The sequence below is a fragment of the Seonamhaeicola algicola genome, assembly GCF_007997385.1.
Lineage (GTDB): Bacteria > Bacteroidota > Bacteroidia > Flavobacteriales > Flavobacteriaceae > Seonamhaeicola > Seonamhaeicola algicola.
This window is the reverse complement of sequence record NZ_VOSC01000025.1, coordinates 197,405-210,486: the sequence shown is the minus strand read 5'-3', so window position 1 is coordinate 210,486 and position 13,082 is coordinate 197,405. Positions and strand designations below refer to the sequence as shown.

Here is a 13,082-nt window from a genome sequence, read left to right as displayed (position 1 = left end):
TTTTATGAAACAAAAATAGGCAATTTAATCTGGAATATGCTCTGTTTTAAACACAACTCCATTACTTAAGGTTTTATGCACTGGGCATTTTGATGCTATTTCTATTAAGCGCTCTTTTTGCTGTTGTGTTAAATTACCAATGAGTTTTATACGTTTGGTTATAAAATCTAAATACTTAGGTGTATCAGTTTCAATATTTAAATCATCACTATGTTTTTTTGAATGATTAGTATACACAAAAACCTCTTGTAAATTCCATTGTTTTCTTTCGGCATACATTTTTAGCGTCATAGCTGTACAAGCAATTAAACTGGCGCTTAACAATTCATATGGCGATGGCCCAAAATTATTGCCCCCAACATCTTCAGGTTCATCGGCAACCAAACTATGTTTTTTTGTTTGAATAGTTGTTGTGAAATTGTTTTCTAAAATATTTAAATAACCTACAACCTGTTGCCCTTTTATATCAAGTATTTCATTGTTTTCAAAAGGAAAATAACGTTTTACCCAGCTACCAATAACATCGCCAACGTAAATGCTGTCATTATCACTACTCAATAAATGGTCTGCTCCGTCTAAACTTATAAAACTTTTAGGGTGATGGGCATATTCATAAAGCGCTTGTGCATTATTAACACCCACAATAGCATCAAAAGGCGCATGCATTATCAAGAGCGGTTTTCTTAAGTTTTTAACAATTTGTGGTAAATTAGTTTTATCAAAATCTTCAACAAACGCATTATCAATTTTAAAAGGCCTGCCTCCAATATTCACGGTTACTTCACCTTTTTGTTTAACTTCATCAATACCATGAGAAAACAAGTGTTTTACGTGCGATACAGAAGAAGGTGCACCAATAGTTGCTACTGCTTTTACATTTTCAAGTTTTGAAGCCGCAACCAATACTGCTGCACCACCTAATGAGTGGCCAACAAAAAGTGACGGTGCCTTGTAATGTGTTTTTAGGTAATTGTTTACAGACACTAAATCTTCTACGTTTGCTGAAAAATGACTATCAGCAAACATACCTTCACTACGCCCAAGCCCCGTAAAATCAAACCTTAAAACAGCAAAACCATGGGTTGTTAGTGATCTGCTAATATTTTTTACAGCATTTAATGAACTTGAACAGGTAAAACAGTGTGCAAATACAGCATAATTATTAGGCTTTTGGTTTGCTGGCAATTCTAAATACGCCCTAAGTTTTTGGCCTTTGCTGTTATCTATTTCAAGTTTTGTATTATTCATTTGTTATTAATTATTTGAGCTTATCGGTATATAATTGCCTAAATTTTGCAAGCTTTGGTGCTATTACAAAACTGCAATACCCTTGATCTGGATTGTTTTTATAGTAGTTTTGATGATAATCTTCGGCATTATAAAATGTTTCTAAAGCTGTTACTTCAGTTACAATAGAATCATTATAATACGGCGCTACTTTATTAATTACATTTTGTGCAATATCTTTTTGAACATCATTATGGTAAAAAATAACAGAACGGTATTGTGTACCTACATCGGCCCCTTGTTTATTTAAAGTTGTAGGATTATGTGTGGTCATAAAAATTAATAAAATTTCTTCAAAAGAAATAATATTAGCATCAAAAGTTATTTGTACAACTTCGGCGTGCCCAGTTAACCCAGAACATATTTCTCTGTACGTAGGATGCCCTGGCACAGTGCCTCCAGAATAACCTGAAACCACAGCTATTACACCTTTCACCTCTTGAAAAACAGCCTCTGTACACCAAAAGCAGCCACCACCAACTGTAGCAATTTGTATATTCTTACTCATATTAAATAGCTTTTTCTAGTTGCATAGATTCTGAATTTATACAGTAACGCAAGCCACTAGGTTCTGGCCCATCAGGAAAAACATGTCCTAAATGCGCATCGCAAGCATTACACATAACCTCAACGCGCACCATACCATATGATGTGTCTTTTTCATATTTAATAGCATTTTCAGCTATTGGTTGCGTAAAACTTGGCCAACCCGTACCCGAGCTAAATTTTATGGTAGAATCAAACAAAGGCTCATTACAACAAACACAATTATATTTACCCGCATCATGAGTTGTACAAAGTGCACCACTATGCGGGCGCTCAGTACCTTTTAAGCGTGTAATTCGGTATTGTTCTGCTGTTAGTTGTTGTTGCCATTCGGTCTCTGTTTTTTCAACACGCTTGTTAGGTTTAGGGTTTCCGTTAACACTATAACTTATAATATCTTTCCAGGTAAGCATTTAAAATAATTTTTCTTTACAATTCAATTAATAAATAGTCGTTTATTACGTGTAATTCTTACAAACAAAATCTTTATTCATAAAGTTCAAAAATTACACATAAATTTTAGTACTTTGTGGTTAAAATTCAACTTGTTTTTATGTCGAAATTAATTGAAAAGACCGAAAAATTTGTATTTGATTTGTTAAAAAACGAATTAGATCAAAGTTTTTTATACCATAACTACACGCACACAGAACGTGTTTTAAGAAGCACTAGAGAAATTATTGAAAACACCGATGTGAGTGATAAAGATGCTGAAATACTTGAACTTGCAGCCTTATTACATGATACAGGTTATACAAAAACAAGAGATGACCACGAGGAAGAAAGTGTTAAAATAGCTACTAAATTTTTAACAGAACAAGGTACTGATGAAAAAGTAATTACAGCAGTTAATGCGTGTATAATGGCTACTAAATTTAAAGATTCTCCAAAAACAGAATTAGACAAAATTATACGTGATGCCGATGCTTCTCACTTTGGAAAAAAATATTTTGATGAAGCTAGTGAGTTTTTACGTAAAGAATTTGAACTACAAGGTATTGCCGATTATTCACCAATTGAATGGGAAAACGAAAACATAACGGTACTTACTGAAAAACATGAGTTTTACACCGATTACGCTTTAAAAAACTGGCAACCTAGAAAAGAAAAAAACTTAGCTAACCTTATAAAATCTAAGAAAAAGCGTAAAACAAAATTAAAAACCGAAGAAATAAAAGCCAAATACAAAGCACAGTACAAAAATGAAAGTCCGGAACGTGGCATTCAAACCTTTTATCGCGTAGCGTTAAGAAACCACATTAAACTTAGTGATATTGCAGATACTAAAGCCAATATTTTACTATCTGTTAATGCTATTATTATTTCATTGGTTTTGGCTAATTTAATTTCAAAATTAGACAGCAACCCTTATTTGGTTTGGCCTACAGCTATATTTACGTTATCGTGTGTTATTTCTATGGTTTTATCAATTATTGCCACACGCCCTAACATTACAAGTGGCGAGTTTACTAAAGAAGATGTAGCCAACAAAAATGTAAATCTTACGTTTTTTGGAAACTTTCATAAAATGAGTTTAGAAGAATATGATTGGGCCGTAAGAGAACTTATAAAAGACAAAGATTATGTTTACAGCTCATTAACTAAAGATTTGTATTTTTTAGGTAAGGTTTTAGAACGTAAATACCGTATTTTACGTATTACTTATACTATTTTTATGATAGGTATGATTGTATCTGTACTGTCATTTGGTGTTGCTTTGAAAACAAATAACGCAGAACTTAAAGATGTTTTACCTGAAGGCGCTAGTGAAACTTTAATAAACTCTAATTACCAAAAAAACTTTAATAAAATTAAGGCTTATAAATTAATTTAAGCCTTAATTTCATTCATTAAATCATCGTATGAATAAAACGTGTTTTCATTTTCACGCTTTTGGTAATTCATGCTAACTCTAATAGCTTTTAAACCTGTTACACCCTGCAAATCTTCTAACTCAACTATTTCAACATCATTTGCAAATAGGTTTTTAGATTGCATAAAACTAATGTATTTTAAATACTCAACCTCATCTTCTTTTTGCGAGTAAATAATAGTCATTTTCCCTTTGGCAGTAACACGTTCATCTGTACCTTTTATAAAGGCCTTATCAACACGTTTTTTTACTACTTCATAGCGCGCATTATAAGTACCATCTACATCAAACTGTTTTTCATCCATTCTAAACCTAATAGATAATGGTTGGTTAAATACCAAAATCATTGATGCTACATCTAAACCAATTGGGTATTCGCTTTGGTTTTGGTAAAAGCTGTTTTCCATTTCATACATTACCTGTAATTGCCATAGTCTTAAGTTGTACAAATAAATAGTATTAAAACTATCTTCTTTTGTAATAGACTCGCCAATGTACATGTTATGCTCTACGCCATCGGTTTTAAAACGCTCAAAAAAGTGCGGATACATGTTTTGTGCCTCCACTTGTTTCTCATCAAGTAATGCAGACATGTTTTTGTTTATTAAAGCAATGGTATCATCGTAATTTTTTCTGTAATAATAAATTACACCAAGATTGGTATCTACTTTACTGAAATAATCTTCTATTTCTTCTTTAGCAAAATTCTTTTTTTCTAAAAAGAAAATAAATAAAGGCTCTATTTCTTCTTTAAAGAAACGTGTTAATTGTTGCTCTGTATCAACTTTAAAATCGGTTTTAATAGCTTTATCAAAAGATGCTATTTCAAACTTAAGCTGCTCATAAACTGGTAATTTTTCATTAGCCGGTATAACATCAAGAATTTTATCTACAAGTGTTAATTGTAGTGCCAGGTCTTTTTGAGTTGCATGATTTCTAGCATCAGACGATCCTTTAACATCAATTTGCCCATAAAGTGGGTACACACCATCAAAAGCAATTTTTTTAAACCTTGCTTGTTGACCTAACATGTCTTTTTTAATAAACTCTTTTGCTTCCTTTGCAAAACGCCAATGTACACTTGGGTGTATAGATGTACATTCTTTTTGTATTACAGCTTCAATTAAGTTTTCTTCTTCAGTTTTTGAACGCTCTACCGCAGATACTATGTACGGCATTATATCTACCAATTTGTTGGCATTAATACTGTTTAAAACTTTGGGTTTATTTGATACAATTTCAATAACTCCCATAAGGCCGTTTTCATTTGCTATAGGTGCAAAAATGGCACTTTTTATACCTTGGTCATGTAGTTTTTTTATGTGTGGTAATTGACCCTCAGATTTTTTATAAAGCTTTTCAATATCAGATACCGAAACGTTTTTATGCTCGTTTATTATTCGGTCATAAGACCAGTTGCAAAGTGTGGTTTTACAATTTTCTTTTTCAATATTACCTAACAAATAACTACTAGCTTTAACACCATAAACATGCTCAAAACTGTTTTCTTCTTCATTATAAATTGAAAAACCTACTTTAATATCTTTAATACCTAATAATGAACGGAATATTTCATAAAAGCTTTCCATGAAACTTTCATCTTTATTTCCGTCATCTCTAATTAATGTAGATTTTATGTTTGATATAGATTGGTCATCTGTAATATCAAAAATGTTAGAAATTACAAAGCCTTCAAAAAGATAACTATTGGGTGGAAATTTTTCTTTCCAAAGCTCTAAATTATCAAAATTATCAAGTAATTCATCATAATCTTCTTGTGTAATTTTAGGTCCTGTTCCTGTTGGTTTAATTTCACAAAAATCTGCATTGTACATTATTTTATAATAACGCATAATACCATTAGCATCAGGAATTTCGTAGTAAAACGGACGCTTAAAATTTATATCATAGCCATAACAGAAATTTAAAATTATTGTACACGCTATAATATATCGGTAATCTTCGGGCATATTTTTTATTTGAAGTTCAAAACTACTACCCGCTGTTTTTATAATATTTTCAAACCTTTCAGATTTATTAAAAATTAAATCATGAAATGGTACCGATGCTGTTTTTATTTCGTTTTTTGTTAGAAGAGGGCTAAAAGAATCTTGTAAAATTATGCCTATTTCTTTTTTTCTTTCTTCTAAAATTTTGGTTTCAGTAAAGCCCTCACGCAATACAGGGTAAGATTTTGCTGTACTTAAAACACGTTTAGCTTTTGCCACAACAAACTCATCATCATGCTTTAGCAAGTCTTCATAATACTGAAGTAGCTTATTAAAGCTCACCTTTAGAATTAAGGGAGATTCTATGTTGTCATTTATATTTATCATGTTAAGCGTCTTGTGCTGCAAATTTACAAATATTTAACTTAGTCGTTAAATACAAGACATCATAACATTAAAAAAGTTACACTTTTTAGGCAATATTTTATTTTGAAATGCGTTTTGGTTTAATTTTGAAGTTTTAAAATAAAGGATTCCAAGGGTTTAATATGGAGTGCTAATTCTCCTTGAAAATTTTCAATTTTTAAAGATGTTTTGTAATTATTATATAAAATATCATGCATTTTATAATTTCCATTTTTAAGCCCTAGTGCTTCAATACTACTTTTAGGAATCTTTAAGTTGAATTCTGATGCGTTTTTTGCATCAAAATTTGTTACTATTAATAAGGTTTGTTCGTTACTCCATCGTAAATATGATAACACTTTATCAGAATAATTTTCAGTATGTTTCCTATTGTAAACATGAATATCTTCATAATTACCTGCCAAAGCAGAATTTGATACAGTAAGGTTTAACAAGCGCTTGTAGAAATCTCTTAGGCTTTTTTCATTTTGGGTAAGCTGGCCGCCATCAAATTGTTTATTATTTACCCAACGTTGGTACGCTGGAACTCCAATGTAATCGAAAATTGAAGTTCTTGATGGTTGCCCAAAACCTGCATTTTCGCTACCATCTTCACCAACTTCTTGCGCAAAATACACCATTGTTGGTGCAGTACTTATGGTTGCCGAAACCACCATTGCTGGCTTACCTTTTTCTGCATTTCCAGCAAATTCAGCACTTGCAATACGTTGCTCGTCATGGTTTTCTAAAAAATGAAGCATGTGGTGCTCAATATCCTTTAAACTGTCTTGTATTGGCGGAATATTATCTGTTTTTCCATGCCCTTGCATAATATGCTTAATGGTATCGTATAACTGTACCTTATCGTACAAATAATCCATTTTTCCCTTTTTTATGTAATCTCTGTACAACTTTGGGTTGTAAACTTCTGCCAATAAAAAAGCATCAGGATTTTCGGTTTTTATATGCGAATTCATATAACTCCAAAACGCAACGGGCACCATTTCTGCCATATCAAACCTAAAACCATCAACGCCCATACACGTCCAATACAAAGCAATATCTTTAAATTTAACCCACGAATTAGGCACCGTTTTATCTTGCCAAAACTGAAAATGCGCTTTATAACTTTTAGCATCGAAACCTTGCGGAAGTGTATCAAAATCTTTACTTCCATCAGGTTTTATACCATAATTAACTTTAACAGTTTCATACCAATCGTTCATTTTAGGCTGTGATAACCTAGACCCGTTACCTGTCCATTTTGCAGGTTGCTCATCAAAATAACCATCTTCTAACGGATGTGTATAATCACCTAGAGGCGAATAACCATTTTCCCAATTTGGCACTTTAAAAGACTCGTCTGGATTATAATAAAAGTTATTATTTACGTGATACGTTACCGTTTTATCATCATCAGCTCCAAAATCTTTAACACCTTCAGGGTTTGTAAGACTTTTATAATTTCGGGCAACGTGGTTGGGCACAATATCAATAATAAGTTTTAAACCAGCATTGTGCGTGCGCTCTATCAAAGCTTTAAATTCTTCTAACCTATTTTCAACATTAACTGCTAAATCTGGGTTTACATTATAATAATCTTTAACCGCGTAAGGTGAGCCGGCTCTTCCTTTAACCACATCAGGATCATCGTTAGTAATACCAAAAGCGGTATAATCTGTAATAACATTGTGATGCGGCACTCCTGTGTACCAAATATGCGTAACGCCTAATTTTTTTATTTCTTTTAGTGCTTTATTAGTAAAATCGTTAAACTTACCAACACCGTTTTCTTGTATAGTACCCCAAGGTTTATTTGTAGTGTTTGTGTTTCCAAAAAGCCTTGTAAACACTTGATAAACAACATATTTTTCTTTCAATACTATGTTTTTTTTGGATAATTCTGCTTTATCATTTTTGCAACAAACAATAAACAAAAACGACAATAAACATACTAAAAATACTACTTTTTTCATAAGTATTTATTATTGAAATTTATTTTTTTAGCAGAAATGTTAGTGGCTCGTTTAAGCGTTTATTCCATGAATTTTCACTATGGTCTGTCCCTTCAAATTTTAAATTTTTATAGTTTGAAGCTGTATAACCGTTATTTAAAAAAATACTATCTACGGTAGAAGCGTATTGCGGATAATGAGCATCTAGGGTTTCGGTTCCGTAATCAAAATATAATTTATGATTTTTTGCATTAGGCACATTATTTTTCACATATGTAAAAATAGCTTTAGGTAATGGGTTGTTGTCTATTGGCGCAGCTCCTGGCCAATGTGTAGACATGCATGCAGCTCCACCAAAAACCTCTGGGTATTCGCAAATAGCATACATACTCATTAAACCACCCATACTAGAGCCTGCTACAAATGTATGCTCCTTGCTTGGTAACGTTGCGTATTGGCTATCTATAAAAGGCTTTAGCTCTTTTACTAAGAACTTCAAATAATTATCACCAGACAAATTGCTGGTTTGCTTAATTTCATTTTTCTGAGTTGAAATCAAGGTTTTCTCTTCCTTATTTAAATTTGAAAAGGCTTTTTCTGGAAATAAATCTTGCCATCTTATTTCAGCAATATTATGAATTGCTACAACAATAAAATCTTGCGTTAAGGCTTCATTTTGAAGCTTACTTGCCCACTCATCAACCTTCCATTCTTGCTTATTCCATGTGGTTGTGCTATCAAATAACATTTGCCCATCGTGCATATATAATACTGCATATTTTTTATTTGTTGAATAATTATTAGGCAACCAAACATCAACCGTTCTTGGTTTGATAAAATCGGTTTTAAAATTGGTATAACGCTCTAAAAAACCACCACTAATATTTTCAGTTATTTTAACTGGGTTTATGCGCTTAATTTGAGTTGTTTGTTTAGGTTCATTTTTACAAGCGCTAAAAAGTAAAAGGAAGCCCACAAATGCTATTAATCTATACATAATTATAACCTATATAAAAAAATGAAACTTCCTTTTTGGTTTAATTCTAACACGTCATTCCAAACAAACGTTTGGTTAGACATTATATTTTTGAGTGTTTTACCTTGCAATCCTATTTCTTCAAACCTTTCTAAATTAAGAGTTGTTTTGCCTTCATTTTTATTTAATACATGCATTACAACTTCGTTTTCAAAAATTCTAAAAAGTACGTAAACTCCATTTTTAGGTGCAAAATGAATGGTTTTACCTTTATGAATAGCTTTACTGTTTTTTCTAAAATTTAAAAGTGTTTTAAGGTACTTTTGCATATCTTTTTGAGCATCGGTTAAACCTTCGCCAGTAAATGCATTAACAGTATCATTATCCCATCCTCCAGGGAAATCTCCTCTAAGCAAACCGTGATCTCCAGGTTTATCAAAATCGTTCATTAAAATTTCGGTACCGTAGTAAATTTGTGGTGTGCGTGGTAATGTTAAAATAGTACTTAACGCCATTTTTGTATTGGTAACATCGCCTTTTAATTGGGTAAAAATTCTGCTCATATCATGGTTATCATTAAATACCATAATATCATGAGGCCTTGCATAAGCAAAATCGTTAGCAAGTGCTTCATAAATTTTAACTAAACCTCCATCCCAAGATTCTTCTTCACGTAATGCTTCGGTTATTTTGGCTTGCATTGCAAAATCCATGGTCGATTTTAAGTTAGAATCGTAACCATCGTTATTTTTGTGACCGTCTTGCCAATAGGCAATTAGTAATGGGTTGTAGCTCCATTCTTCACCAACAATATTAAAATTAGGATACTCATGCATGATGGCTCCTGCCCAATCACTCATAAAATCTTTATCAGGATATGGGTATGTATCTTGACGAATACCACCAAGCTCTAAAGTTTCTACCCACCAAATACTATTTTGAATTAAATAAGTTGCTAAAAAAGGATTTTTCTGATTTAAATCTGGCATTGTTGGTACAAACCACCCTTCACTCATCATTGCTTTATCACTTTTAGAAGCGTATATATCTTGATTGGCTGTTCTTCGGTGGTTAGAATTGAATAGATTTTCTTTGTTTTTTAAATACGTATCTTGCTGATTTAACCAGTTTTTAAACGGCAAATCCTTCATCCACCAGTGCTCTGAACCGCAGTGATTTGCTACTTGATCCATAATTAATTTCATGCCACGTTCTTGTGCCTTTTTAGAAAGATTGATGTATTCATCTAAAGTACCAAAACGCGGATCTACCTGATAAAAATTTGTCATTGCATACCCATGATATGAAGAACTAGGCATATTATTAGTTAATAATGGGCAAGGCCAAATGGCAGTAAAACCCATATCATCAATATAATCTAAATGCTTAGTAATACCAGCTATATCGCCACCATGCCTACCATAATCATTGGTTCTATCAACAGTTTTTTCTAATAATTGTGTGTTTACATCGTTGGTGGTATTACCATTTGCAAACCTATCGGGCGTTATTAAATACACTGCATCACTACTATTAAAACCTACAAAATCTTCGGCTGCTTTGGTGCGTTCTTTTAATTCGTAGGTGTACACTAAATCGGTTTTATTAGCTTCGGTAAATACGATATTGAATTTACCTGCTGGTATATTGTCTTCAATAATTAAATCTATAAACAAGTAATTTGGGCTATCTGCTTTGTGTATCTTTTTTATAGACACACCCGGATACGAAACATGAGGTGTTGCATTAGAAATATTAGGATGCTTTACCAACAACTGCAAAGCATTGTTTTTAAAGCCAACCCACCAATTTAAGGGTTCAATTCGTTCAATATCGTGTTTTTCAACATCAATTACTGGTGCTTTTGCAACAGCGTTTTCAACGTTGTTTTTACAAGATAAAGCAAAAATAGTTAACGTGAAAAGTACTAATTTTAATGTGTTTAGTTTTAGTGGTTGCATCATAATTATTTTATTTCTGTAATACTAATTGCGTAGCCGCCTCCAGGAACTGACTGTAACGCTAATTTACTTTTATGTGTTACCTTTTTTGTTGAAATTTTATATGCCTGTGGATTGGTTTTATAGTGCGCATCTTTAGCATCGGCATAAATAGTAGCCTTGTACTTTTTATCTTTATCTAAAAAGTTTAATTTTATAGAAGATGTTCTGGTATTCATACCATTTACATTGCCAACAAACCAACTATCCCCTCCTTTTTCTTTACGTGCTACCGTAATATATTGCCCAGGTTCTGCTTCTAAATATATACTTTTATCCCAATCTACGGCAACATCTTTTATAAACTGAAAAGCATCCATAAAACGTTGGTAGTTTTCTGGTAAATCGGCTGCCATTTGTAAGGGACTATACATAGTAACGTACAGTGCTAATTGATTTGCAATAGTGCTATTTACGTGCGAATTATTATTAGGGTTTAGCTTACTAATATCCATTTCAAAAATACCCGGTGTATAATCCATTGGGCCACCAATTAAACGTGTAAAAGGCAATACCGTAACATGGTTTGGTTTAGAACCTCCAAAAGCCTGAAACTCTGTACCTCTTGCTGATTCGTTACCAATTAAATTGGGATATGTTCTGCAAACTCCTGTTGGCCTTACCGCTTCGTGCGCATTTACCATAATTTGATAATCGGCCGCTTTTTCAATGGCATATTGATAATGATTAACAGCCCACTGGCCATAGTGGCGCTCTCCGCGCGGTAAAATATTGCCAACATAACCACTTTTTACGGCATCGTAACCATTATCTTTCATAAATTGATAAGCTTTATCCATATGGCGCTCATAATTTCTTGTAGAACCAGAGGTTTCATGATGCATAATCATTGTTACGTTTTTAGACTTGGCATAAGCGTGAAGTTCTTCAACATCAAAATCTGGATATGGTGTTACAAAATCGAACACATAATCTTTAGATTTACCAAACCAATCTTCCCAACCTTCATTCCAACCTTCAACTAATAAACCGTCAAAACCATGTTCAGAAGCAAAATCGATATAACGTTTTACATTCTCATTATTAGCTGCATGTTTTCCATTGGGTTTAACTTTGGTATAATCTGTAATTCCTAATTGAACCGCAGGCAAATCGTCTGTATATGCCCAACTGCTTTTTCCGGTAATCATTTCCCACCAAACACCCATATATTTTACAGGTTTAATCCATGATGTATCTTCAATAGCACATGGTTCATTTAAATTTAAGGTTAATTTTGATGCTAAAATTTCGCGAGCACCACTACTAACCATTACGGTTCGCCAGGGCGAAGTACACGGTGCTTGTAAATAGCCTTTATTACCCTGAGCATCGGGTGTTAAGTGTGATTCAAAAATTAAGTTTTCATCATCTAGCTCCAAGTGCATACACGAATAATTAATTAATGCAGCTTCGTGTAAATTGATGTATAAACCATCATCAGATTTCATCATTAAAGAGGTTTGAACACCTGTTTTAGAGAATTGTTCTTGTGATGCGTTATGTGTTACAGCTGTATCAAAAAGCCCGCGGATTTCAGATAATTTACTTTCGGTGTAATCATACTCTTGAGAATCGTAATCTCCGGGTAACCAAAACGCTGTATGATTACCTGCCATAGCAAATTGTGTACGCTCTTCTTTTATTACAAAATATACCAATTCGGTTTGCTCAGGAAATTCGTAACGAAAACCTAAACCATCGTTAAACAACCTAAAACGCAGAGTCATTTTTCTATTGGTTTCGTTTTGTTTTAAGATTACAGCTAACTCGTTATAGTTATTTAAAATTTCTTTTTGCTCACCCCAAACTGGTTGCCAAGTATTGCTATATGTTGATGTATTTGTTGTAACAACTTTAAAGTCATTTAACAAAGATTTTTCATCATCTTTTAACTCTAAACCTAATGTACTTTGTTTAATAACCGCTTTATTGTTGTAAGTTAACATGTAAGTAGGCACGCCATTATCTTGCATGCTAAAAGTCATAACTAATTTACCGTTAGGCGATTTTAGCTCTTGTGCATTTAGGGCTATTGTAGCTACAAAAAAGAGTGTTACTAAAATTGCTATTTGTTTCATTACGAAAATT

9 protein-coding genes are annotated in these 13,082 nt (G+C 32.8%); 1 reads left to right on the top strand and 8 read right to left on the bottom strand.

The genetic code is table 11. From position 1 onward, the window contains the following. Positions 1 to 24: 24 nt before the first annotated feature. Genes FUA26_RS09605 through msrB form a run of 3 tightly spaced genes read right to left on the bottom strand, consistent with a single transcriptional unit; the run spans position 25 to position 2,246 of the window. Positions 25 to 1,248 carry a bifunctional alpha/beta hydrolase/OsmC family protein gene (locus FUA26_RS09605; protein WP_147135038.1) on the bottom strand — a complete coding sequence of 408 codons (1,224 nt, stop codon included), beginning with the start codon at positions 1,246 to 1,248 and terminating at the stop codon, positions 25 to 27. 10 nt (positions 1,249 to 1,258) lie between these two features. Then, positions 1,259 to 1,795: a peptide-methionine (S)-S-oxide reductase MsrA gene (gene msrA / locus FUA26_RS09600; protein ID WP_147135035.1), complete on the bottom strand. Its 537-nt coding sequence runs from the start codon at positions 1,793 to 1,795 to the stop codon at positions 1,259 to 1,261. Between the two features lies 1 nt (position 1,796). Then, positions 1,797 to 2,246: a peptide-methionine (R)-S-oxide reductase MsrB gene (gene msrB / locus FUA26_RS09595; protein WP_147135032.1), complete on the bottom strand. Its 450-nt coding sequence runs from the start codon at positions 2,244 to 2,246 to the stop codon at positions 1,797 to 1,799. A gap of 140 nt (positions 2,247 to 2,386) precedes the next feature. Between msrB and FUA26_RS09590 the strand changes: the two genes are divergently transcribed. Continuing rightward, entirely contained in the window at positions 2,387 to 3,667 is a 1,281-nt protein-coding gene (locus FUA26_RS09590) for a Pycsar system effector family protein (protein WP_147135030.1), read from the top strand. Here FUA26_RS09590 and FUA26_RS09585 read toward each other — a convergent pair. The 5 genes from FUA26_RS09585 to FUA26_RS09565 all read right to left on the bottom strand — a co-directional run bounded on the left by FUA26_RS09585 (position 3,664) and on the right by FUA26_RS09565 (position 13,072). Beyond that, positions 3,664 to 6,042, bottom strand: coding sequence for a GAF domain-containing protein (locus FUA26_RS09585; protein WP_147135027.1), 2,379 nt, complete (start codon positions 6,040 to 6,042; stop codon positions 3,664 to 3,666). The genes FUA26_RS09590 and FUA26_RS09585 overlap by 4 nt on opposite strands. A 119-nt stretch (positions 6,043 to 6,161) precedes the next feature. Further along, positions 6,162 to 8,036, bottom strand: coding sequence for an alpha-amylase family glycosyl hydrolase (locus tag FUA26_RS09580; RefSeq protein WP_147135024.1), 1,875 nt, complete (start codon positions 8,034 to 8,036; stop codon positions 6,162 to 6,164). Between the two features lie 19 nt (positions 8,037 to 8,055). Then, a complete protein-coding gene (locus FUA26_RS09575; RefSeq protein ID WP_147135021.1) occupies positions 8,056 to 9,012 on the bottom strand; it encodes an alpha/beta hydrolase in 957 nt (318 codons plus the stop codon). 2 nt (positions 9,013 to 9,014) lie between these two features. Then, on the bottom strand, positions 9,015 to 10,955 hold the full coding sequence (locus FUA26_RS09570) for a glycoside hydrolase family 13 protein (RefSeq protein ID WP_246109117.1): 1,941 nt from the start codon (positions 10,953 to 10,955) through the stop codon (positions 9,015 to 9,017). A gap of 2 nt (positions 10,956 to 10,957) precedes the next feature. Then, on the bottom strand, positions 10,958 to 13,072 hold the full coding sequence (locus FUA26_RS09565; protein WP_147135018.1) for a glycoside hydrolase family 97 protein: 2,115 nt from the start codon (positions 13,070 to 13,072) through the stop codon (positions 10,958 to 10,960). Positions 13,073 to 13,082 lie beyond the last annotated feature (10 nt).

Coding starts and splice junctions, on each gene's coding strand:
- FUA26_RS09575 (WP_147135021.1), bottom strand. CDS start 9,012: ATGTATAGATTAATAGCATTTGTGGGCTTCCTTTTACTTTTTAGCGCT.
- msrB (WP_147135032.1), bottom strand. CDS start 2,246: ATGCTTACCTGGAAAGATATTATAAGTTATAGTGTTAACGGAAACCCT.
- FUA26_RS09590 (WP_147135030.1), top strand. CDS start 2,387: ATGTCGAAATTAATTGAAAAGACCGAAAAATTTGTATTTGATTTGTTA.
- FUA26_RS09585 (WP_147135027.1), bottom strand. CDS start 6,042: ATGATAAATATAAATGACAACATAGAATCTCCCTTAATTCTAAAGGTG.
- FUA26_RS09605 (WP_147135038.1), bottom strand. CDS start 1,248: ATGAATAATACAAAACTTGAAATAGATAACAGCAAAGGCCAAAAACTT.
- FUA26_RS09565 (WP_147135018.1), bottom strand. CDS start 13,072: ATGAAACAAATAGCAATTTTAGTAACACTCTTTTTTGTAGCTACAATA.
- FUA26_RS09580 (WP_147135024.1), bottom strand. CDS start 8,036: ATGAAAAAAGTAGTATTTTTAGTATGTTTATTGTCGTTTTTGTTTATT.
- msrA (WP_147135035.1), bottom strand. CDS start 1,795: ATGAGTAAGAATATACAAATTGCTACAGTTGGTGGTGGCTGCTTTTGG.
- FUA26_RS09570 (WP_246109117.1), bottom strand. CDS start 10,955: ATGATGCAACCACTAAAACTAAACACATTAAAATTAGTACTTTTCACG.